This window comes from Mucilaginibacter sediminis (assembly GCF_051903035.1).
Taxonomy (GTDB): Bacteria; Bacteroidota; Bacteroidia; order Sphingobacteriales; family Sphingobacteriaceae; genus Mucilaginibacter.
Genome location: NZ_CP170602.1, coordinates 3,996,454 through 4,019,921 on the forward strand (window position 1 = coordinate 3,996,454; position 23,468 = coordinate 4,019,921).

20 protein-coding genes are annotated in these 23,468 nt (G+C 43.8%); 2 read left to right on the forward strand and 18 right to left on the reverse strand.

Features of this window, described 5'->3' with window-relative positions:
* Positions 1–162: 162 nt before the first annotated feature.
* The 5 genes from lepB to ACFGVS_RS16290 all read right to left on the reverse strand — a co-directional run bounded on the left by lepB (position 163) and on the right by ACFGVS_RS16290 (position 5,313).
* Positions 163–1,620, reverse strand: coding sequence for a signal peptidase I (gene lepB, locus ACFGVS_RS16270; RefSeq protein WP_439694738.1), 1,458 nt, complete (start codon positions 1,618–1,620; stop codon positions 163–165).
* Between the two features lie 14 nt (positions 1,621–1,634).
* Positions 1,635–2,384 (reverse strand): 4-hydroxy-tetrahydrodipicolinate reductase, encoded by a 750-nt coding sequence (gene dapB, locus ACFGVS_RS16275; protein WP_439694739.1) that lies wholly within the window; start codon positions 2,382–2,384, stop codon positions 1,635–1,637.
* Between the two features lie 186 nt (positions 2,385–2,570).
* Positions 2,571–3,221 carry a DUF5683 domain-containing protein gene (locus ACFGVS_RS16280; protein WP_439694740.1) on the reverse strand — a complete coding sequence of 217 codons (651 nt, stop codon included), beginning with the start codon at positions 3,219–3,221 and terminating at the stop codon, positions 2,571–2,573.
* Positions 3,222–3,581: 360 nt separating this feature from the next.
* On the reverse strand, positions 3,582–4,505 hold the full coding sequence (locus ACFGVS_RS16285) for a ParB/RepB/Spo0J family partition protein (protein WP_439694741.1): 924 nt from the start codon (positions 4,503–4,505) through the stop codon (positions 3,582–3,584).
* 4 nt (positions 4,506–4,509) lie between these two features.
* Positions 4,510–5,313 (reverse strand): ParA family protein, encoded by an 804-nt coding sequence (locus ACFGVS_RS16290; RefSeq protein WP_090641197.1) that lies wholly within the window; start codon positions 5,311–5,313, stop codon positions 4,510–4,512.
* A gap of 288 nt (positions 5,314–5,601) precedes the next feature.
* Between ACFGVS_RS16290 and ACFGVS_RS16295 the strand changes: the two genes are divergently transcribed.
* Positions 5,602–6,123 (forward strand): NADPH-dependent FMN reductase, encoded by a 522-nt coding sequence (locus ACFGVS_RS16295; protein ID WP_090641195.1) that lies wholly within the window; start codon positions 5,602–5,604, stop codon positions 6,121–6,123.
* Positions 6,124–6,251: 128 nt separating this feature from the next.
* Here the strand turns inward: ACFGVS_RS16295 and ACFGVS_RS16300 are convergent, their stop codons facing one another.
* From ACFGVS_RS16300 to ACFGVS_RS16350, 11 genes are all read right to left on the reverse strand, one after another.
* Complete coding sequence (locus tag ACFGVS_RS16300; RefSeq protein WP_439694742.1) at positions 6,252–8,198, reverse strand: gliding motility-associated C-terminal domain-containing protein; 1,947 nt, start codon at positions 8,196–8,198, stop codon at positions 6,252–6,254.
* A 295-nt stretch (positions 8,199–8,493) separates the two neighbouring features.
* Positions 8,494–8,802, reverse strand: a complete 309-nt coding sequence (locus ACFGVS_RS16305) for a GIY-YIG nuclease family protein (RefSeq protein ID WP_439694743.1) — start codon at positions 8,800–8,802, stop codon at positions 8,494–8,496.
* 246 nt (positions 8,803–9,048) lie between these two features.
* On the reverse strand, positions 9,049–9,975 hold the full coding sequence (locus ACFGVS_RS16310; protein WP_439694744.1) for a hypothetical protein: 927 nt from the start codon (positions 9,973–9,975) through the stop codon (positions 9,049–9,051).
* Positions 9,976–10,210: 235 nt separating this feature from the next.
* On the reverse strand, positions 10,211–11,395 hold the full coding sequence (locus tag ACFGVS_RS16315) for a M20 metallopeptidase family protein (protein WP_439694745.1): 1,185 nt from the start codon (positions 11,393–11,395) through the stop codon (positions 10,211–10,213).
* On the reverse strand, positions 11,388–11,852 hold the full coding sequence (locus tag ACFGVS_RS16320; protein ID WP_439694746.1) for an SPOR domain-containing protein: 465 nt from the start codon (positions 11,850–11,852) through the stop codon (positions 11,388–11,390). The genes ACFGVS_RS16315 and ACFGVS_RS16320 overlap by 8 nt, the downstream gene beginning before the upstream one ends.
* 212 nt (positions 11,853–12,064) lie before the next feature.
* On the reverse strand, positions 12,065–15,376 hold the full coding sequence (secA, locus tag ACFGVS_RS16325; protein ID WP_439694747.1) for a preprotein translocase subunit SecA: 3,312 nt from the start codon (positions 15,374–15,376) through the stop codon (positions 12,065–12,067).
* A gap of 321 nt (positions 15,377–15,697) precedes the next feature.
* On the reverse strand, positions 15,698–16,627 hold the full coding sequence (locus ACFGVS_RS16330) for a bifunctional riboflavin kinase/FAD synthetase (protein WP_439694748.1): 930 nt from the start codon (positions 16,625–16,627) through the stop codon (positions 15,698–15,700).
* Positions 16,628–16,761: 134 nt separating this feature from the next.
* Positions 16,762–17,463 (reverse strand): tRNA pseudouridine(55) synthase TruB, encoded by a 702-nt coding sequence (gene truB, locus ACFGVS_RS16335; RefSeq protein WP_274211450.1) that lies wholly within the window; start codon positions 17,461–17,463, stop codon positions 16,762–16,764.
* A gap of 493 nt (positions 17,464–17,956) precedes the next feature.
* Positions 17,957–18,760: an undecaprenyl-diphosphate phosphatase gene (locus tag ACFGVS_RS16340; protein WP_439694749.1), complete on the reverse strand. Its 804-nt coding sequence runs from the start codon at positions 18,758–18,760 to the stop codon at positions 17,957–17,959.
* A 122-nt stretch (positions 18,761–18,882) separates the two neighbouring features.
* Positions 18,883–19,170 (reverse strand): DUF3098 domain-containing protein, encoded by a 288-nt coding sequence (locus ACFGVS_RS16345; RefSeq protein ID WP_090641179.1) that lies wholly within the window; start codon positions 19,168–19,170, stop codon positions 18,883–18,885.
* A gap of 88 nt (positions 19,171–19,258) precedes the next feature.
* Complete coding sequence (locus ACFGVS_RS16350; RefSeq protein ID WP_090641177.1) at positions 19,259–20,137, reverse strand: cell division protein FtsX; 879 nt, start codon at positions 20,135–20,137, stop codon at positions 19,259–19,261.
* Between the two features lie 334 nt (positions 20,138–20,471).
* Between ACFGVS_RS16350 and ACFGVS_RS16355 the strand changes: the two genes are divergently transcribed.
* Entirely contained in the window at positions 20,472–20,675 is a 204-nt protein-coding gene (locus tag ACFGVS_RS16355) for a hypothetical protein (protein ID WP_439694750.1), read from the forward strand.
* 77 nt (positions 20,676–20,752) lie between these two features.
* Here the strand turns inward: ACFGVS_RS16355 and ACFGVS_RS16360 are convergent, their stop codons facing one another.
* Both ACFGVS_RS16360 and ACFGVS_RS16365 read right to left on the reverse strand, forming a co-directional pair.
* Positions 20,753–22,501, reverse strand: coding sequence for an ABC transporter ATP-binding protein (locus tag ACFGVS_RS16360; RefSeq protein WP_090641707.1), 1,749 nt, complete (start codon positions 22,499–22,501; stop codon positions 20,753–20,755).
* A gap of 208 nt (positions 22,502–22,709) precedes the next feature.
* Positions 22,710–23,435 (reverse strand): LytR/AlgR family response regulator transcription factor, encoded by a 726-nt coding sequence (locus tag ACFGVS_RS16365; protein WP_090641173.1) that lies wholly within the window; start codon positions 23,433–23,435, stop codon positions 22,710–22,712.
* Between the last annotated feature and the right edge of the window lie 33 nt (positions 23,436–23,468).

Genomic DNA, 23,468 nt, shown 5'->3' on the forward strand with positions numbered 1-23,468 from the left:
CAGAACAAACCAAAACAACCTCATTTTAAACCAAATCATTGCTACTTTTTCGAGCCCGGCCGCAGCTCACCCGTATGGCATGGGGATTTCATCTCCACATCTAAAATTTGCATATCTGTACATCCACAATCTGCACATCCACAATTTGTACATCTAAAAACATCACCTGATTATTCGCATCACCCTGTCCCAGCGTATTTTATCGGTAAAAGGGGCATTGGTATCCCAGCTCATCCAAACAAAGATGGCTTTGCCTACAATATGGTCTTCGGGTACAAAACCCCAGAAGCAGGAGTCGATGGAATTGTGCCGGTTATCGCCCATTACCCAGTAGTAGTCCATTTTAAACGTGTAGGTATTGGTTTGGTGGCCGTTGATGCTGATGGTGCTGCCTTTTAACTGAAGCTTGTTATTTTCGTAAACTTCGATAGCGCGGCGGTAAATCGGGAGGTTAAGCATGTCCAATTTTACTGTGAGGCCCCGTTTGGGCAGGGTGAAGGGGCCAAGGTTATCCACATTCCAGCGGTGGCCCGGATTATGCGGAAATACTTCGGGATCATACACGCCCCCAAACTGGATATTAGGCCTGATGTATTTGACACCCCCAACTTTTTTTAACGCCAGCGACGATTGCCGCGTCATGGTCATCAGATAATCGGTACTTGTAAAGCCCTGGATATTGGATATATGAAGTTTATAAATCAGCTCGGGATTTAAGTTAAATGTGTTGCTATCGGTGTGTATGGCATATTCCATCTCGGCATTAGGCGGTGGTGGCACGGGCTGGCCATTAATATACACCTGGCCGCTTATCAACCTCACATTATCGCCGGGGGTTGCCTCGCAACGTTTAATGTAATGCTCGCGCTTATCAACCGGCCGGTACCACGGCGAATCGGCCTCCATCGGGAAGTTAAAAACCACTACATCGCCCTTTTTGATATCGCCAAAACCCGGCAGCCGAAAGTATGGGAGTTTGATGCCATCCCAATATGATTTGATACCCATGCCGGGCATGGTATTATGTGTAAACGGAAATGAAACCGGTGTTATAGGCAACCGGGCGCCGTAGTTAAGCTTACTCACAAACAGGTAATCGCCTACCATGAGCGAGCTTTCCATAGATGAAGATGGTATGGTATAAGCTTCAATAAGCAGCAAACGGATAAGCGTAACCGCCAGCACAGCAAAAAAAACAGTCTCGGCCCATTCGCGGGCCGATGATTTATGTAAAAGGTGGTGATATTCTTCGCGAAACTCATGGCTGGCCGATTGGCCCAGGTACCGGGTATTTTCATCAAAACCCCATTTGGGCAAAAAGATGAATGGCAAAAGTACCGCGCCGGCTATCTGGCGCATTTTTGTTTTGCCAAAGCTTTTCACAAAATCAATGGTGATGCCAATAGTTACAATAAAACCGATACCTGGTATCAATAACAGCAACAGCAACCACACAGGCCTGCCGCTTAACTTTAGCATTACATAGGTAGCGTATACCGGGATCAACGATTCCCAGCCATGGCGGCCGGCTTTTTGAAACAGCTTCCAAAGGCCAACCTGCATCAATAACAATACAGGGGCCAACAGCAAATAAACGCCTGCGTAACCCGCTATATCCATTGATAAAACGGGGGTTAGCTTTTAAAATCAAACATGGCATCAACCGTGTAAAAGCCCTTTTTGTCCTGTATCCATTCGGCGGCCAATACCGCGCCAAGGGCAAAGCCGCTACGGTTATGCGCAGTATGTTTAAATTCGATAGTATCCACCTCCGAATCGTAAATAACGGTATGCGTGCCGGGTACGCTGTCAATCCGCAGCGATTCTATCAATAGCTGATCGGGCAGCGGGGTTTCGTCGTCGGGCCGGTCATCTGTAGTCAGCACGTTCAGCCAGTCTTTTTTGGAGTCGAGGTTATCGATAATCCCTTCGGCAATAGTAATGGCTGTGCCGCTTGGGGCATCCAGTTTTTGCATGTGGTGAATCTCTTCTACCTGTACATCGTAGTAGGGATAGTTATTCATCACCCTGGCCAGCATCTTATTGATATGGAAAAATATGTTTACCCCTACGCTAAAATTAGTGGCATACATTAATGAAGCGTTACTATCCTGGCATTGTTGTTTTACCTCATCCAATTTATCATACCAGCCGGTGGTGCCTACTATTATAGGTACACCGGCATTAAAGCAATGCTGAATATTGGCCAATACCGTTGCCGGCATGCTAAACTCAATTACGGCATCGGCCTTTTGCAGGTTTTCGGCAGTAAGCTCGTGCAGGTTTTCGTGATCGATAGTTAAAACAATTTCATGATTGCGGCTAAGGGCAATTTTTTCAATCATTTTGCCCATTTTTCCGTAGCCCAGTAACGCTATTTTCATTTTTAATGTATGTGTTGAGTTAAAATCAAGAATCGTGATGTTAAGGTCAGGATTCAAGACAGAAAACAATAATAGGCTAATTTGCAATAATTACAGGAATTTTTGTGTTAACCCCTTTCATCGTCATGCTGATAGCTGATCCTTACCCCCCTGAATCACGTTGATAGCTAAACTATAAATGTGCTCTTAAAACGTAAAGGTAACTTTTACAGCCGGAATATAGCTACCGAATGCTGTTTGCGCATAAACCGGCTGGTTGATTAAGCCCGGGCTAACTTTAAAACCAAAGTTATTATCAACCGAGTACGAATGAATAAACTTGGCATCAATATAGGCATCAATGGCTTGAATGCCCCATGCACCCAAAATACCCAGGATACTTAAATCGCGGTTGCGGCGATAGCTGTCGAGCGCATCATATATATTTTGGGCGGGTACCTGGTTAGTTGTATAAGCTATATATTCTGCATAATAGGCATCGCCCTTTACCGGGGCTACCCCACTTTTATAGTAATGGGCAAGTACATTAAACTCGTTATAATACCGCTGGTTAAATATAACCGCAGACGCCAGCAAACCAATACCTGTGTAAATAATAGGCACTTTCCACCAGCGGTGGTTGTACAACTGCCCCCAGCCGGGTATCATCAGCGAATGCATTACCGCCTTATGCGGACTATGGGTGGTATCGGGATGGTATACTTTCTCTTTTTTTATAGGCGGCGCAAATGAGCCCGGCGCAGTACCTGATGCCTTTTTAACAGTATCTTTTTTGGTTACCGATGCCGTATCTGTGTGCTGTTGCTGCGCTGTGGCCGCAAAGGCAAATAGCATCATAAAACCAGTAATTAACAAATATTTATACATGCAGCTGATAAAATTTAAATAAACCCGGGCCTTTAAAACAGTGATAAGAGGCCTGATTTTATTTGATTACAAAGGTAATTTTTATAGCCGGATTAAGAAGCTATATCCAACCATTACAAAAACACCTTATTAAACAAATCATTAACAGGTTTAATCACTAATTATTATGTACGTATTAACTATTACACAAAAAGGCCGACCGCCGATAAATATTTATCAGCGGCCGGCCTTTTATTTCTTGTATTTTAATTACATCTATCCGAATCGCACAAAAATCAGCCTATCATTTTCTATCTTGATTCCTGACTCCTGCATCCTGATTCTCACTACTTACCAGTCCAGCATCTCGAGGATGCGGCCCAGGTCATCTTCCGACAGGAAGGGGATTTCGATAACCCCATTGCCTTTGGCACTAACCTTAAGGGTTACCCGCGAACTAAACCTTGAAGCCAGATCGTCCTGGATTTTTTGCAGTTGATAGGATACCGGCTCGGGCTGTTTGCCTTCTTTTTTAACCGGCGCCTTCTGCATCTCCCTCACTAACTCTTCCACCTTGCGAACGGATAAACCCTGCTGAATAATATGCTGGTGTAAATATAATTGCTTGGCAGGGTCATCAATATTGATAAGCGCCTTGGCATGACCCATAGTAAGCGCCCCATCGCGGATGGATGCCTGGATGCTTGGCGGCAATTTTAATAAACGCAGGTAATTGGTAACTGTCGACCGGTTTTTGCTTACCCTGTCGCCCAGTTCTTCCTGTTTCAGGTTACATTCCTCAATCATCCGCTGAAAGCTCAGGGCTACTTCAATAGCGTTCAGGTTTTCACGCTGGATGTTTTCAATGAGGGCCATTTCCAGCATTTGCTGGTCGTTGGCTGTACGTACATAAGCCGGCAACTGGGTTAGGCCGGCCAGCTTTGACGCCCGGAAACGGCGTTCGCCCGATATCAGCTGGTATTTATGTGCGTTGATACGCCTAACAGTTATAGGCTGTATAAGGCCCTGCAGTTTGATGGAGTCGGCAAGTTCATTTAAGGCAAGCTCATCAAAATCAGTACGGGGCTGAAAAGGGTTAACCTCTATCTCATCCAGCCTGATCTCATTAACCGAGCCCAGGCTACTCACCTCGGCGGCCGAAGTTGATGCCTCTTCCTTTTTGGTATTTTTGTTTTGGTATGGTTGTACGTTTACCGAGTCATTCAACAGCGCACTTAATCCTTTGCCCAGGGCGTTTCTTCTTTCACTACTCATTTACTTATACTGTTGCTGTTACCGTTGTTGCTTCGGCCTTTACAAGGCCGTTTTTCTGGATAATTTCGCGGGCCAGGTTTAAATAATTGATGGCACCTTTACAGGTAGCATCGTGCATAATAACAGATACGCCAAAGCTTGGCGCTTCGCTTAAACGGGTGTTACGCTGTATAATGGTATCAAAAACCATATCCTCAAAATGCGTTTTCACCTCATCAACCACCTGGTTGCTCAGGCGCAGGCGCACATCGTACATGGTTAATAATATACCTTCAATTTCCAGCTGCGGGTTAAGGCGCGATTGCACAATTTTGATGGTATTTAACAATTTACCCAAACCCTCCAATGCAAAGTACTCGCACTGTACCGGTATAATTACCGAATCGGCTGCGGTTAACGCGTTGATGGTGATTAAACCCAACGAAGGCGAACAATCAATTATAATAAAATCGTATTCATCGCGCACGGCCTCAAATACCTGTTTCATTTTGTACTCGCGGCCACTCAGGTTAATCATTTCAATCTCGGCACCTACCAGGTCAATATGGGCAGGCAGCAAGTCAAGATTAGGTGTTTCCGTTTTCTGGATAGCCTCGTGCGGGTCAACCTGGTTAATAATGCACTCGTAAATACTGTTTTTTATGTTGCGTGGATCAAAACCGATACCCGAAGTAGAGTTAGCCTGCGGATCGGCATCAACCAATAATGTTTTAAAATCTAATACAGCCAAACTTGCAGCCAGATTTATAGATGATGTAGTTTTTCCTACGCCACCTTTCTGGTTGGCTAAAGCAATAATTTTACTCATTCTATAGTATAAAAAATTTGATGTTACAATGATTTATATAAACGTAAAGTAGGGTCAGAAATTTCTACTTTCGTAAAGTTTTTATCTGGTGATAAAGATACGGAATTAAACAATTAGGAAATCCACAGGTTTAGTCAATTTACAAACATATTCGTTTAATTAGCGAATTAGTGATTGAGTGAATTAGTGATTAGCTTGAACGCTGATAATTAAGGCTTAAGCTACTACAAAGTTGTTCTTATTCAAAATCGCTCAATCACTAATTCACTAATTCACTAATTAAAAAGAATGATAACAATCATCGCATCAACCAACCGTCCCGGCAGTTCTACCTTAAAAATGGCCAAATATTATCAGCAAAAACTGCAGGAAAAGGGAGTTGAAGCGGGTTTACTTTCATTGTCCCAATTGCCGCCAAATCTTATTGAAACCGATCTTTATGGTAAAAGAAGCCCTGAATTTGCCGAAATTCAGAAAATCATTACCCAAACCGATAAGTTTATATTTGTAATACCCGAATACAATGGCAGCTACCCCGGCGTACTAAAAGTTTTTATTGACGCCTGCGATTTTCCGGCGAGTTTTTATGATAAAAAGGCAGCGCTGGTTGGCGTGTCATCGGGCAAATACGGCAACATCCGGGGCATCGATCATTTTACCGGGGTTTGCCACTATGTACACCTGAATGTGATGGCTCTTAAACTCCACGTATCAGGCATCCACAAAGAGTTTGACGGAACCGGCCAGCTGTTAAACGCCGATACCATTAAGTTTACCAACGAGCAGATAGATAAGTTCATCTTGTTTTAGTTTTTATTGGTGATTCCACCGGTTAGGATCGATTTTACTGATTTTACATCGCTGGATGATCTCATAATAACCCATTCGGCGAAATCAGTAATCTGTGAAATCACATAAAATCAATATAATCTATAAAACTAATTTACAATCAACACCCATCCGGTTAGCCTGGGCTGGCCGGTTTTAAGGTCGATGATGTAGTAGTAAGTACCGGGCGGTAATTTGGCGCCGTTGTAGGTGCCCTTCCAGGGTTTGGTGTAGCCAATGCTTTTAAATACCTGCTGCCCGTAACGGTTAAACACCGTTGTTATGCTTTCCGGGTATGTAAAAAGGCCCTCTATTTCCCAACTGTCATTAACGCCATCGGCGTTGGGCGAAAATGCGTTGGGGATGCCAATCTTATGATAAACTTTTACAAAAACGCTGCTGGTATCTTCGCCGCAATTATAGCTCGATTTTACATGCAGGGTATATTTTATATCATCGACAGGGTTGGCAACGGGGTTTAACACATTGGCATCGCTAAGGCCGGTGGTGGGTGTCCAGCTGAAAACATCGGCACTCTGCGCCGACGCTACCAGGGTAATCGGCCTGTCCTGGAACATGCTCTGTTTAGTTTGCGTAGTGGCAACCGGCGGCGGCAATACATTAACAGTTAGCATTGCTGTATCGGTACAACCGATATTGTTGGTGGCTATTACCTTGTATATCGTAGTATCTGCCGGCGAAGCTACGGGGTTAGCTATAGTGCTATCGGACAAACCTTTGCCAGGCATCCATTTGTAGCTAATGGCACCCGGAGCGCTCGCGCTTAAATTAGTGGCAGCTCCTTTACAAATGGTAACCGTTGGGCCACTCAAGGTGATAACCGCCCTGGGGATAACCGTAACCGTTGTCGACTTAGAAATGGAGCAGCCGGCGGCGGATGTTACTATAACGTTATAAGTACCGGCATCGGCAGGTTTTATGTTTGTAAGTACCAATGGGTTTTGATTTTTATTAGCCGCAGTAATTCCGGGGCCAGTCCAATCAACGGTTGCCCCGCCAAATACATTTAAAGTAACGGTTTTGCCCTCGCATTCCTGAACGGGCGGCACATCGGGCACAACGGGGTATGGGTTTACGCCGACACTCAACGGCTCCGAATACACCCGGCAGGTAGCCGAGTTAATGTTTGCGCCCCCCGCCGCGGCAAGCCTGTATTGGTACACACCGGGTGTGTTGCTGCCCACTGTAAAAGTATAGGTATCCGTAGTTTCCCCGGCAATATCAAGCCAGCCATTGCCATCGTTTTTGTTTACCTGCCATTGCATTTTAGGGTTGGCGTACCCGGCCCCTATCTTTGATTTAAGCGTATAAACCTTACTTTCGCCCACACATTGATTTTGCGGCTGATTGGCGTCGACAGTAGAAAATCCGGTTTGCACCACTGGTCCACATGCCCTAAAGTTAATATCGTCAAGCAACAGGTCGTTGCCGTTGCCGCCGGGCGCCTGGTTGGTCATTTTTAAAACCACCTGGCTGGTATTTGGCGGGGTTGTAAAAAAGAAACTCTTGCGTATCCAGTCATCGCCACTATTTGATTCCAGGATATCGCCGGTAACCAAAGAATCCAGCACAAGGCCGTCAACAGTTTCGATAGTGAATTTAATATTTGGCCGGATGCCTGACGAACCCGCCCTGATCAGGTTTAAAATATATGCCGAAAATTCATACGTCGTATTTTCGCATAACACCGCGGGTGTAGTCTTTGTAAAAAATATACTTGGCGTATACGATGCATTAATCATCATCATATAGCCGTTTGCATCACCGGTATGGTCATGAAACACGTCCTGCCAGGTTGCGGGATGGCAATTGCCTGTTGCCCCACCGTATATATTGGTAGCATTTACAATGGTGTAGGAACCGTCATTGGGGCAATAACTGGTAAACGCCATGTTGCTTATGCCCGCCGGCAGCGGATTACCCGGATTTGAGCCCGATCCAAAGGTTTCGGTAATCACCGGATCGCCCAAACTACCTACACAATTTACCGACTGGCCACGCGCCAGCGTAAAATCAAGAATAGCAGTAAAAATCAAAATTAATTTAAGGATACGCAATCGCTTCAATTGGTTTAACTTAAAAAGTTATCCATCAAAAATATATCTTTTTATTGAGGCGATGTGTATAAATAACACCCTATATTGAAATACTTACAATGCAGGTTGTTACCAAAATAAATGAGTGTTAAAAAAGTTAACTGCAAAGAGAATCAGCAAGAACATCCCGCCTGAAAAAGGATAATGACATTTCAAAATATGTCATTGCGAGCGTAGCGTGGCAATCGCGAACTGCGCATCACCAGCATGCCCCGACATACTTTTTTTTCCGAAATCAGCATGACACATAGTCGTACCACCCATTGCTCAAATCATCCCACGATAGATTGTCTTCGATAATTAAATCGATCTTTTTCTGCCGGGATCCGGCTTTCAATTGCTTTTCTCTTGCGATAGCGTCCTGTATCCACTGAAATTCTTCGTAATACACCAATTTATTACAGTTATACGTAGCCGAAAAGCCTTTAAATAACTTTTGCTTGTGCTGGTACACACGGCCAACCAGGTCATTGGTAACGCCAACATATAAAACCGTATTTAATTTATTTGTTAAAATGTAAACATAGTATTGGTGTATTTTCATGTGATAAGGCACTGTTTTTGAGTAAGGCAAAATACACAAAAAAGGACTTAGATGTTAGTAATTATTCGTGCTTACAGGGGCTTTTTGTTCCACAAATATCATCCTGCCAGAATAGTTCGCGATTGCCGCGCTGCGCTCGCAATGACATAATTGAGTTATTTGATTTTGCTCCACAAATATAATCCAGCATTCATAGTTTGCGATTGCCGCGCTGCGCTCGCAATGACATAATTTTGAAAGACGCCCCTACTCCCTTTTATAATCCTTATGTACAATTAAAAAGCTGGCGCGCTCTTCTTTGTGAAAGGGGATATCCCAATTGCCCTGGTAGGTAATTTTGATAGGCAGCAACTGCCCATTGAAGTTATTGAGTTCGATATTCATCTGCACATTAAAATCAACAAACATATTGCTGAACTTTAAATCGATGTAACGGCCCAGGATCTCGAAGGTGCGCTCGTCAAAAATGGTGGTCATTTCCTTGATCATCGTATCACTGTCGGATGTACTGGGTTTGCACCTTACCTTAAAACGATATACAGGAATGCTATCCAGGTATTTGCCGCGGGCAAATTCATAGTAGTAAAACTGCTGCATATCCCTGCTGAATATCTCGGTTTTATCGCCGATGAATGGGATGCCCCGTACCCGGCGACCAGGTGTAAATACCAACGTTTTTAATTTGGCTTTGTAACCTTCGTTTTTCCCCTCTATCGGGACGCCATCGCCCTGTATAAAATCGGAGTTATAGGCGTTCATAAAAATATAGTCGAACATCTCTACGGTGTACAGCTGGTACTTGCCGTTTTTTTTGTACACTGTGCCGCTGTCCTGTTTAACCAAATATTCAATTTTATGCCCACCTACCACATTGCTGTGCTTTAGCTTACGGTAAACCTTGCCATCAACTTTGTTTTTTTTATCGTAGGTATAAATTCGGTTTTCGGCGGTAAAGGCATATTTTTTCATATTTTGAAAAGCCTTATAAAAACTGGTATCGGCCATTACTGCATCGATAAAGTCCTGAGCGCGCAGCTTGTGCGAACGAATATCAACTGTTGAATCGATAACAATGGTGCGGATGGTATCGGGGTTAAAGCGCTGTATTTGCTGAGAGAAGGCAAAACTGCCGATAATAGTAAACGCTACAAGTAATAATAATTTCTTCATCATGTTAATATTGACGGTTGCAGGCAGCGATTATTACATAATGTGACTCCCGCCATGTCATTGCGAGGAACGAAGCAATCGCGAACTATGCAGGACGGACCTGCACAGTTCGCGATTGCCACGCTGCGCTCGCAATGACATAATTGTTGTGATGCTCTAAAGCCAGCACATCATTCTTGTTGTTTCAGGGTTATCCTGATGGATGCGCACAATGACATAGTTTACAAACGCGTTTTTACTAATTCCCTAACTGCTTAATAGCCAAATAAGCCATCAGTCCGGTGCTTATTTTAAATGCATCTTCTTCCACATCAAACGTAGGGGTATGTACTGATGACGTGATACCGCGGGCTTCGTTGCGGGTACCTAAACGGTAAAAACAGCTATCGGCAGCCTGCGAGTAGTAGGCAAAATCTTCGGCTGCCATCCAGATATCCAGGTCCAATACGTTTTCTTTGCCCAGGTAGTCTTCGGCATGGCCGCGGGTGGCATGGGTTAATACTTCCTCGTTAATCAGGAATGGGTAACCGCGCATAATATTAAAATCGCAGCTGCCGCCCATGCTTTCGGCAATGCCTTCGGCCATTTTTTTCATGCGCTTATGTGCTTCGCCGCGCCAGTTCTCGTCCATAGTACGGAAGGTACCTTCCAGGTAAACTTCGTTGGGGATTACGTTGGTGGCGCCATTGGCTATTACTTTACCAAATGACAATACCGATGGGCTCTTAGGATCTGCAAAGCGGCTTACAACCGTTTGTAAGGCTGTTAATATATGTGCGGTGATAATTACGGGGTCGATATTTTGTTGCGGCTGGGCGCCGTGGCCGCCTTTACCTTTTACTGTAACGTACAGCTCATCGGTTGAGGCCATGTATTTACCAGCACGGAAACCTACTTTACCTGCCTCAATCAATGGCATTACATGCTGGCCCAAAACGGCCTGTGGTTTTGGATTTTCAAGCACGCCCTCTTTAATCATCAGGCTTGCACCGCCGGGCAGCTTTTCTTCTGCCGGTTGAAAAATCAGTTTTACCGTACCACCAAACTGGCTTTTCAGCTCTGTTAAAATACGGGCTGTGCCCAATAACGACGAGGTATGCGCATCATGGCCGCAGGCATGCATTACCCCCACATTTTGCGATTTATAAGGAACATCATTAGCCTCGGTAATAGGCAAAGCATCCATATCAGCCCGCAAGGCTACCACATTATCTGACGGCAAATCTCCTTTGATAAGGGCTACCAGGCCGGTATCGGCCATTTTTTCGTAGGTTAAGCCCAGTTCTTCCAGTTTACCGGCCACAAAAGCAGATGTTTTTTGCTCGTGGAACGATAGTTCGGGATTGGTGTGCAGGTGGCGGCGATTGGCTACCACATCATCAAATATTTTTTGGGATAGCTCCTGTATTTTTTCTTTAATCATTGTCAGTGTCGGCTTTGGGCAGGTTTATTTTTTCGGATATGATGAACAGGCTCGGAAACGAAGGCCGCAATTCCTGTATAAGTTTCTGAGCTTCTAACCGCGTTCTGAAATCGCCTGCACGTACTTTAAAATTAGGTTCGCTGTATAATATGTAGGTACGCAGTTCAGGATAGTCGCGTTGCAGCCGGGCCTGGGCATTATAAGCATCCTGCCTGCTCGATCCGCTGAAGAATTGCACCCGGTAGCCATAAGATGATGTTACCGCCGGCGCTACACCTGTTTCCTTGTTCAGCATAAAACGCTTAGCAATAAGGGTATCAACCAGTGGATCTTTAACTACCTCAACCCTCCCACGGGTTTGGGCAAGGGTTTGGGTGGATGCGAGTATTAGTATAAAAAAAAAGCAATACCTGATCAAGCGATGTTTGGCTTTATGATCAAGAATTGCTTTTTTCATGGTTATTAATCTAAAAAAAACTGTCATTCTGAACGTAGTGAAGAATCTATTCTACGTCATGCATAGTACACTTGCAAAGTTCGCGAATAGATGCTTCGTACCTCAGCATGACAGCCTTTATATTCGAATGTCATTTTCCCTTCAAAATTAGTGGATTTCACCACCCCCGATGACGGGCTTTCTTTCCTCCTCCCTCAGGGAGGCCGAGCTTCTTAATTCTGCCCTACACCGTGGCAGTTTTTATATTTTTTACCGCTTCCGCAAGGGCAAGGGTCGTTACGGCCAATTTTTTGCTCAACCCTTACAGGGGTAGCTTTTTGAATTTCCTGCGGAAAATCGTCCATCGGCACACCGTTGCTTTCGCTTACCATTTCGGCTTTGGTGGTTTTTAGCTTACGCAGATCCAGTTTTGGTTCTGGTTTGGCTTCCCTCACCTCTTCGGCTTGCTGCTGAACAGGGATACCGCCACGGAACAGGAAGCTCACAATCTCTTTATTCACATTGGCCAACATGCCGCGGAACAAATTAAAAGCCTCAAATTTGTAAACCAACAGCGGATCCTTTTGCTCATAAACCGCGTTTTGAACAGATTGTTTCAATTCGTCCATTTCGCGCAAATGCTCTTTCCAGGCATCATCTATCAGGTACAGAGTAACGTTTTTCTCGAATGATTTAAACACCTCGTGACCATGGTTATCTACCGCTTTTTTCAACGGAACAGAAACCTGTATGCCATGGATGCCATCGCTAAACGGAACCACAATATTTTCTACATACTGGCCTCGGGTATCGTAAACATCTTTTAATACGGGGTAAGCCTGGGCAGATACAGCATCGCCTTTACGTTTGTAAAAGTCCATCACCGTTTGGAATACGTGATCAACCAGGGCATTAATTGAATTTACAGCGAATTTATCGGCATCAACTTCCACATCAACCGAGAACAGGCGGATCATTTCTAAATTAAATCCTTCGTAATTGTTAGCCTCTTTATATTCCGTAGTGATATCCTCAACCACGTCAAAAATGGTATTGCTCAAATCAACATCCAAACGTTCGCCAAACAGCGCATTACGGCGTTTGGTGTAAACAACGGTACGTTGCGAGTTCATCACATCATCATACTCCAGCAAACGCTTACGGATACCAAAGTTGTTTTCTTCTACCTTTTTCTGTGCACGTTCAATTGATTTGGAGATCATGGAGTGCTGGATAACTTCGCCCTCTTCGATGCCCATACGCACCATCAGGTTCGAGATCCTTTCCGATCCGAATAAACGCATCAGGTTATCTTCCAGCGATACAAAGAACTGTGAAGAGCCCGGATCGCCCTGGCGACCGGAACGACCGCGCAACTGCCTGTCAACCCGGCGTGATTCATGGCGCTCGGTACCTACAATGGCTAAACCGCCTGCTTCCTTAACACCAGCACCCAGTTTAATATCTGTACCACGGCCAGCCATGTTGGTAGCAATGGTAACTGTGCCTGCCTGCCCGGCTTCGGCCACAATATCGGCCTCTTTCTGGTGCATTTTGGCATTCAGTACGTTATGTTTAATACCACGCAGTTTAAGCATACGGCTTAATAACTCCGAGATCTCTACCGATGTAGTACCCACCAAAACCGGCCTGCCGGCTTGCGTTAGTTTTACAATTTCATCGGCTACGGCATTATATTTTTCGCGGATGGTACGGTATACCAAATCCTGCCTGTCTTCGCGGCTTGCAGGGGTGTTGGTTGGTATTTCTACCACATCCAGCTTGTATATTTCCCAAAACTCACCTGCTTCGGTAACGGCAGTACCCGTCATACCGCAAAGCTTGTGGTACATTCTGAAATAGTTTTGCAGGGTTACGGTAGCAAAAGTTTGGGTAGCATCCTCAACCTTAACATTTTCTTTAGCTTCAATTGCCTGGTGTAAACCATCAGAGTAACGGCGGCCATCCAATACACGGCCTGTTTGCTCATCTACAATTTTCACTTTGCCTTCGTCCAAAATGTATTCGGTATCCTTTTCAAATAAGGTATACGCTTTCAGCAATTGGTTAACAGAGTGAATACGCTCAGATTTGATCGAGAAATCGCGCATCAGCTCGTCCTTGCGGGCAATCTTTTCTTCGGTACTCAGGTTTGATTTTTCAATCTCGGCAATTTCGGTGCCTACATCAGGCATTACAAAAAAGTGAGGATCTTCGCCCGATGAGGTAATCAGTTCGATACCTTTTTCGGCCAGCTCAACCTGGTTGTTTTTTTCGTCGATAACAAAATAAAGCTCCGAATCTACCTTAGGCATATTCTTGCTTTGATCCTGCATGTAATAATTTTCAACCTTTTGCAGGGTGCTCCTGTTAGCGCCTTCGCTCAGGAATTTAATTAACGCTTTGCTTTTGGGCAAACCCCTGAAAGCACGCAATAAAGCCAATCCACCTTTTTCCGGATCGGTGTCACCATCGTTAATGGCTTTTTTAGCCTCGTTCAATACCGTATTCACATACGCTTTTTGGGCGTTAACCAAACGCTCGATGCGTGGTTTCAACTCGTAAAACTCGTGCTCGTCGCCACGTGGGATAGGTCCAGATATAATTAAAGGTGTCCGGGCGTCATCAATTAAAACCGAATCCACCTCATCCACCATGGCGTAATGCAATTTGCGTTGAACCAGCTCTTCAGGACTACGTGTCATATTGTCACGCAGGTAGTCGAAACCAAACTCGTTATTTGTGCCAAAAGTTATATCGGCCAGGTAAGCGGCGCGGCGTTCCTCGCTGTTGGGCTCGTGTTTATCAATACAATCAACCGATAAACCATGAAATTCGTATAAAGGGCCCATCCACTCGCTATCGCGGCGTGCCAGGTAGTCGTTAACCGTTACAATGTGTACACCCTGGCCGGCAAGCGCGTTAAGGTATGCAGGCAGTGTAGCAACCAGTGTTTTACCTTCACCCGTAGCCATTTCAGATATTTTACCCTGGTGCAATACTATACCGCCTATCAGTTGTACATCGTAATGAACCATGTTCCAGGTAACCTCGTTACCTGCAGCAAGCCAGGTATTTGCGTGAAAAGCTTTGTCACCTTTAATCGTTACATTGCTTTTGCGGGCAGCCAGTTGGCGGTCAAAATCAGTTGCGGTAACTTCTATAAATTTATTTGCAGCAAGGCGACTGGCGGTTTCTTTAACCACGGCAAACGCCTCGGGCAATATATTGATCAATATATCCTCAAGCTCTTTATTACGGTCTTTCTCCAGCTTATCCAGCTGAGTGTATAACTCAACCTTTTCGGATACATCCATATCCAGTTCGTTTTCGGTACGATCTTTTATGGCTTGTATCTCGCTGTCGATGCCCGATAGGCCTTCGGCAATTGTTTGTTTAAAACCTATTGTTTTAGCTCTAAGCTCATCATTGCTGATGTTACCGAGTTTTGCATATTCAGCCTTAATTTTTTCGACTATAGGCTTAATACTTTTTACATCCCGCTCTGATTTGCTTCCAAAAAGCTTACTTATAAAATCTAACATATTATTTTTATATGATGCAACAAACTCAATAATTACGCCACAGCGACAATTAAAGTCATATTGACAGGCAAAGGTACAGTTTTAGTTTTTAGTTTTAAGGGATTTATGAGGGATTTGATGCGTGGGGTGAGGTTTGATGCGCGGGTATTTTGCCAGATTTGTTTGTCCGAATCAGAATTTCTCGCGTTTGATTATTTGTGGGTGCTCAAGAGCGCTACGCGGTTTACAGAATTATAAGATTAACAGAATTATAAAAGACTTACTGCTTGTGCTCTCAGTTTAAAGACATTCTGAGAATTCTAAAATTCTGTAAATTCTGATTCAGACAGCCAGCAACCTCAGTACATCCACCTTATCCTGCGCCAGTTGCGCCTTCAGCTCATCAAGGCCGGCAAACTTTACATCGCCGCGCACGTAGTGGTGAAATTCCATTTTGATGGTTTGGTTGTAAATCTCCCGGTCAAAGTCAAAAATGTTTACTTCGATGTTGCGGGTGAGGCCGTTTACGGTTGGGCGGCTGCCGATGTAGGCCATACCCTTGTAGCTTTCGCCGGCAATTATTACCGTTACCGCAAAAATGCCATCAGCCGGTATAAGCTTGTATTTTTCCTCTACCACGATATTGGCTGTAGGGTAGCCTATCTGCCTTCCAATCTGGTCGCCCCGCACTACCTTGCCGGTTATAAAAAAAGGGTAGCCAAGAAAGGCATTTGCTAAATCGATCTTATCGTTTAACAACGCCGCGCGGATGCGAGTTGAACTTATGGCAACTTCATCAATATCCTGCTCGGGAATTTCCACTACATCAAAACCATAAACTGGGCCAAGTTTCAACAGGTCTTCCAGGCCGCCCTGGCGGTCTTTACCAAAACGGTGGTCGTACCCTATCACAATTTTTTTGGTGCCAATTTTATTAACCAGCACATCGTGTATATAGTCTTCGGCGGTTTGATTGCTAAAATCGCGCGAAAATGGGGTGATGATCAAATGATCGACGCCAAGCTGCTCCATCAATTGAGCCTTTTCGGTAATGGTGGTTATCAGCTTAATACTTTCATCCTCGGGATGCAGTATCATCCGCGGATGCGGAAAAAAGGTAAGGATAACGGTTTCACCGCCGGTTTGCTGCGCCAGCTCTTTAATACCCGCAATAATTTTACGGTGGCCAATATGCACACCATCAAATGTGCCAATGGTGACAACCGCGTTGTTTATCGCCGTAAATTCGTCAATATTGTTGTATATCCTCATTTGATGAGTAAAAACGCAAATTTAGTTTTTTAGTTTAAGTTCGGATGTTAAGTCCGTAGTCTCAAGTAGTCAGTCTTAAGTCAAAAGTCGCGCGAAATCACTTCCATTCCAATGACAAACTTAATACTAACGACTTAGGGCTTAAGACTTTTAATAGTATTAAACAACTCCATCACCTCCCAGGCATCCTCTACCTTATAGCTGCCGCTGCGGGTACGCCTTAATTCAGACAGGTATGCCCCATTGTTTAAAGCGGCCCCAAAATCATGTACCAAACTACGTATGTAAGTGCCCTTACTGCATACCACCCTGAAATCAACTTCGGGCAATTCAACGCGTGTAAGTTCAAATTCGCTTATGGTAACGCTACGCAGTCGTCGTTCCACTTCTTCGCCGCGGCGGGCTTTTTCGTACAAACGCTCGCCGTCTATTTTAATTGCAGAGTGCGCAGGCGGGTATTGCTGTATATCGCCGGTAAACTGTGCGCAGTTACTACGCAGCTGTTGTTCGGTAAGTTGGCTGGTATCAAACTTATTGTCGGGTTCGGTTTCCATATCATACGATGGCGTGGTTGCGCCAAGTACCATGGTACCGGTGTACTCTTTTTCTTCGGCCTGGAAGGTATCAATCTGCTTGGTCATTTTACCGGTGCAGATGATGAGCAATCCGGTAGCCAGCGGATCGAGCGTGCCAGCATGGCCAACCTTCAATTTTAAAGGCTTAAAAGAATTGCGGATTTTACCCACCACATCAAAGCTTGTCCATTGATACGGTTTGTTCACCAGCAACAGCTGGCCATCGGCAAATTCCTGGATGTTTTGGTAAGTACTTTTCAAGTAATGTTGTTAAAGCGGCAAAGGTATGGAAAAGCCACCTCTAAATTGCATAGCAATCATGAGTACAATAAAAATCAAATCCCGAATACCCCTCCGGGGTTGCCAGGGCAAACGCATCTAAATAGCTAACGGCGATTAGCTGTTGTTTAATAATAGCTGATGTGATAAGCTTATAGCGCCGGGAAGATATAAGTATCAAACAACACCTTATTTTTGTTGGCTGATCGTGGTTAATGATCGAGGTGCCAAACGGACCTGCTTTGGCCTGCGACAGGTACAAATATTTGGATGCGCCTAAATTGCCCGATCAGTTTAGTGTTAACCATGTTAAAATTCAAAACATTGATTATCAAATATTTACAAAAAACATATCTGAAATATGTTAAGTTATGTTAACCCAGTTAGATGCATTTGCATGCCCCGGTTGGGGAGAATTCAAATAATCTTCAATTTGCTTTTGAAGTCCTCCCTTCCGGGGAGGGTTTGGGTGGGGCTACAATACCTGTAGTTGGTGACCGCTTAATATCAAAACGATAATAAAAGCGCCAACTATAATACGGTACCAGCCAAAAAGCCTGAAGCCCTTACGCTCAAGAAAAGTAATGAATGATTTGATGGCCAGCATAGCCACAACAAATGCTATAACATTGCCAACAACTAAAAATTTAATCTGCTCGCCGGTAAATAGCGGTCCCGTAGCATGGGCTTTATGAAAATCCCAGATTTCTTTCAGCGTAGCACCAAACATGGTAGGCACGGCCAAAAAGAACGAAAACTCGGCAGCCGCGGTGCGGGTAAGTTTTTGGCTCATACCACCCACAATGGTTGCAGCCGAACGGGAAACGCCAGGGATAACAGCCAAACATTGAAAAACGCCAACTTTAAGCGCGGTTGCATAGCTTATTTGGCCTTCTTCTTTAACGGCCGGCTTATTAAACCATTTATCAACAAATAACAATACTACACCGCCTATTAGTAATGAACAAGCCACTACAAGCGGGCTCTCTAATAAAATATCAATTTTCTTTTTGAATAATACGCCTACTATAACAGCCGGTATAACGCCTACTACCAGTTTAAAATAAAAATCAAACGACTTGAAAAAACGCTTAAAGTATAAAATTACAACTGATAGAATGGCACCTAACTGTATGGCAACTTCAAACAGCTTTACAAAATCGTCTGTACCGATTCCCATAAACGCCGAGGCAATAACCATATGCCCGGTAGATGATACCGGCAAAAACTCGGTAATGCCTTCTATAATTGCAAGCACGATAACGTGGATCAGATTCATTGTGATTTTTTGGGGTTGGGGTAGATATTATGATGTATTGGAAAGATAATGAATCCGGTTGATTTGGCAAACAAAGCTGAAACGGTTAACCCAATCAGCCATTCACCTAATCAACCAATTAGCTACTTGCTAACTTCAGGCTTCTTTAAAATAGCGTAAAAACCTAAAGCAAAGCCAGCCAGTACTACAATAGGGGCTATAACAATTTTGGTATTGCTATAAATATCGGTAGTACCAGACATCAGCACAAAACCAAAGGCTACTATTAATACGCTGATGATTAAAAACTTGTAGTTGCTTTTATCAAAGATAAACTCTACAGGCTCATTACTGATAGTTTTTGCCGCTTTTGGCGCCGAAGCAGTTGCCGATGTTTTTAAAGGCGTTGTTGGTTTAAATTTTTGTGCCATGTTTTTTTAATTAGTGATTTAGTGAGTTGGTGAATTAGTGATTACCAACCTGCAAATCAATTTTTGACTTTTTAATTTTGACTTTAGCTTACCTATATAGGTCGTATATTTTTAAACGTAAAAACTTGTTAACAGCCAGGAATGTGCTAAAGGCAGATATAAATATGCCTAACCCTACCACGCCTAAAAATACCATTCCAAATTCCGAATAGCTTTGCAGGAAAACCAGGTCGGGCACTTGTTGATAAGCCAGGTATAGTGCACCAATTAACAGGATTATAGCAATTAAGCCCCCTAAAAGCCCGTGCCAGATGCCATATAGTAAAAATGGCTTACGGATAAAACCCTTAGTTGCACCAACCAACTGCATAGATTTAATTAAAAACCGTTGCGAATAAATGGCAAGCCGGATAGTATTATTAATTAAAGCTACTGATAACACTACGAAAATGCCCGCGAAGGCTAAAATGATGAGACTGATAGATTTCACATTCTCGTTCATTTTATCAACCAGCGATTGCTGGTATTTAACTTCCTTAACCAATGGGTTTTTCAGCAGGTCGGCTTTAAACTTTTCGATATCCTTGTTATTGGCAAAATCGGCCTTCATATAAATATCCAGCGATTGTGATAAGGGGTTATATCCAAGGAATTTCACAAAATCTTCGCCTAAGTCTTTTTGCAGGTTACGGGCAGCCAGTTCTTTACTTACATATTGGGTTTGCTTCACCATAGGGTTGGCATCCAGTTGTTTTTGCAACTGCAGTACGTCAGTTTCGTGTGCGGCGTCGTCAACAAAAATATTCAATACAATATTTTCCTTAACGTATCGCGAAATGTTATTGGCATCTATGAGCAGTAATCCTAACAAACCCACCATTAACAACACCATGGCAATACCAAATACGGTTGAAATGTATATGGTTTTTACCTTTTTTGACGATGAGCTTGCTTCAAATTCTTCCATATTTGTTTAGATATGAGAAGTGAGATTTGAGATTTGAGATAAAAACAATCGCATTCGGCAGCTTGTCTCACATCTCATATCTCATATCTCACATCTATAATGTGCGAAATTAAGAAACACGGGTTAAAGGTAAAAGTTTATTGTTTATAAAAATGGTTTAATAACGTAATAGTGTGCGGGTTTTAACATTTATTAACGTCTGAATCAGAATTTACAGGATTTTAGAATGGACAGAATGCTTGTCAGTAGCGCATTGATTCTGAATATTCTAAAATCCTGTAAATTCTGATTCAGACAAAATAAACAATTCCCGTCCCCACCCTGTTATACCTTCATGACAAAGCCAGCAAACGATAAACACAAACAATCGCCTTCGGATACACCAACCCACAGGCCAAACGATAATGGCGGCAAAAGCAAGGTAAAACCCCAAGACAAGCAGTATCATGCCGACGAGCCACATGGCGGCAACATTGCCAAAAAACACGAACGGGAAGAACAACCGGTGCATTCAGTAAAGGCGGTGCCGAAAGATTGACGAGGTTTTACGTGCTACGTTATACGTTTAGTTTAGCACAATTAAAAACGTATAACGTAGCACGTAAAACATACAACCTATCTCGCTATCCCGGCCGAGTTAAACTGTAAATCGTAAAGTTTACGGTAGTGCCCGTGCTCAATTTTAAGGAGTTCCTGGTGGGTGCCCATTTCCATGATCTCGCCGTGGTCAAGTACGATAATCCTGTCGGCATTTTGAATGGTGGAAAGGCGGTGGGCAATAACTATCGCCGTACGGCCCTGCATCAGTTTATTGATCGCATTTTGGATCAGTATCTCGGTTTCGGTATCTACCGACGAGGTAGCCTCATCTAAAACCAAAATGGCCGGATTGTATACCAACGCGCGGATAAAAGATATCAATTGCGATTGTCCCGCCGAAAGGGTCGATCCGCGTTCCATTACATTATAATCATAGCCGCCGGGCAGGCGTTCTATAAACTCGTGGGCGCCAACATCTTTTGCTGCCGCGACGATCTGCTCGCGGGTGATTAATTGATTATTGAGGCTGATATTGTTGGCAATGGTATCAGTAAACAGGAATACGTCCTGTATAACCGTTGCTATTTGCGACCGGAGGAACTCAACCTCATAGTTGCGAATGTCATGGCCATCAACTTTGGCGCTGCCTTTTCCTATCTCGTAAAAACGGTTAAGGATATTGATGGTCGATGATTTGCCCGCTCCGGTAGCACCTACCAGGGCCAGTGTTTCGCCGGGTTTTACGTGGAAGCTGATGTTTTTTAGCACCCAATTTTCGTCGTTATAGGCAAACCACACTTTGTCAAATTCTATTTCGCCCTGCAGTCTGCCGGTTTTCAGGGTGCCGTTGTCAATAGCAACCTCGTCGGTATCCAGTACTTTAAAAATCCTGTCGGCGCCAACCATACCCATTTGCAGGGTGTTAAATTTATCGGCCAACTGGCGGATGGGCCTAAAAAGCATATTCAGCAGCACAATAAAGCCGGTTATCAATCCTGGGGTAATCCCTTTTTTTGAAGCTGATAAGCTGGCCAGCTGCCCATCGGTAAGCATCCGTTTACAACCGTACCAAACCAGGAGGCCTATGCAAATGGCAAACAAAATCTCGACCACAGGGAAAAATATAGAATAATACCAGTTACTGCGGATGTTGGCATCACGGTACTTTACGTTAACCGCTTTAAACTTACGCATCTCCTGGTCTTCCCGTGCAAAAAGCTGTATAACGCTGATGCCCGAAATATGCTCGGCCAAAAAAGTATTCAACTGGGCCACCTGGGTACGCACTTCCTGGAACGATGATTTGATGGCCTCCTTAAAAACGTACGTTGATGCAAACAGGAAAGGCATTGGGATAAGGGTAATTAAAGCCAGCTTCCAGTCCTGCCAAAGCATCAGGCCGATAACGGCAAACACCAGCAGCATATCGCCCATGATGCTGATAAGCCCTTCAGAAAAGATATCGGCAATGGTTTCCAGGTCGGATACCGTACGGGTGATAAGCATGCCAATTGGTGTCCTGTCAAAATACTTTAGCCTTAAACTGGTGATATGGTTAAAAATGTCAATCCTCAAATCGCGAATAACGGATTGACCCAATGTATTGGTTAAATAAGTTTGATAATACTGGGCCACAGTTTGAATAATCAGTTGCGCCACCATCAGGCCAACCATAAAAACCAGCCCATCGTAATCGTCATTCAGTATATTTACATCCAGCGTACGTTGAATCAGGATAGGTTGCAGTAATGCGCCAACCGCCAAAAATACCGTTAAAAAAACGGCAATCACAAATGTGGTATTGTAGGGCTTTACATAGCGCATAACCCGTTTTAACAATTTCCAATCAAGCGCTTTACCGGTAACGGAGGAGCCCCCTCCGCCCCCTGAAGGGGATGCTTTTTGATTAACTGCATCACCTGCTTTTTTTTCGGTATCTTGTTTATTTGTACTCACCTATTTCAAAATTAATGTAATTACAAATTATAGAATTTTCTTGCAAGCCACAATTGTCTTAATTGGCTTGGGAATACTAAACGTTTTTATCATCAATGATCTTGAAAAACTCATCGCGGTAGGTGTCGCCAACGGGGATAATTTTTTCGCCTATCTGGATGCGGCTTCGCTCGATGCTGTCAATTTTGTTAAGTGCTACGATGTATGATTTATGCACCCGTACAAAATGTCTTTCGGGCAGGGCATCTTCCATTTTTTTCATGCCTTGCAGGGTAATAATCCGCTCTGCAGAGGTAAATATGGAGATGTAATCCTTCAATCCCTCAATAAACAAAATATCGTGCAGGTAAACCTTCTGAATTTTATGTTCGGTTTTTACGAAGATAAAATCCGTCGAAAAATCGTCCTGCTGAGCAGGTTCGGCCTGTATTACAGTTTTGGTTACGGGCTGTATAATGCTTTGGGCTTTTTGTACCGACTTAAAAAACCTATCGAAAGCGATGGGTTTCAATAAATAGTCAACCACATCCAACTCATAGCCCTCTAAAGCGTATTGCGGGTAAGCGGTGGTAAGTATCACTTTGGCTTTACCGTTGGCTATCTTCAGGAATTGAATACCGGTTAACTCAGGCATTTGCACATCTAAAAATACCAGGTCCACATTGCCCGCCTGTACCAGGGTAAGGGCTTCAATAGGATTGGTTGTGGCTTTCACCAATTGCAAAAAAGGCATTTTAGATATATAATCTTCCAAAATGTGCAGCGCTAAAGGCTCATCATCAACTACCAGGCATCTGATCATGTTGTAAAAATAAATACTAATTAATGTAATTTG